Origin of the sequence: Pseudonocardia sp. EV170527-09, from assembly GCF_008369905.1 — a bacterium.
Lineage (GTDB): Bacteria > Actinomycetota > Actinomycetes > Mycobacteriales > Pseudonocardiaceae > Pseudonocardia.
In genome coordinates this window covers 1-255 of sequence record NZ_VRMC01000552.1, presented here as the reverse complement: position 1 = coordinate 255, position 255 = coordinate 1, and the positions used below count along the sequence as shown (strand labels likewise).

The following is a 255-nucleotide window of genomic DNA, read 5'->3' as shown; positions in this document are numbered from 1 at the left end:
AGTCCGGTGCGTGTGGCCGCCACGACCACGGCTGCGTGACCCGGTGCCGTCAGGTGCACGTTCGGCATGACGTAGACGCGCGAGAAGAAGGAGTTGAGGCCTATGATCCGGACCTTGTAACGGCTGCCGGGCTCAAGGTGCTTGCCAGGTCTCAGCGATAATGCGTTCAGGTCGCCGTTGATGAACCGGTGCTGCCAGACGTCGCTCTCGACGGAGAGTACGCGGGTGGGAAAGCCGAAGCGGACCTCCATGCCC

At 63.9% G+C, this 255-nt stretch carries 1 protein-coding gene; it reads right to left on the bottom strand.

Annotation, left to right across the window (positions count from 1 at the left end; translation table 11 throughout):
* Positions 1–255 (bottom strand): carbohydate-binding domain-containing protein (locus tag FVA95_RS31290; RefSeq protein ID WP_161992554.1); only part of this gene is annotated, 255 nt, incomplete at both ends.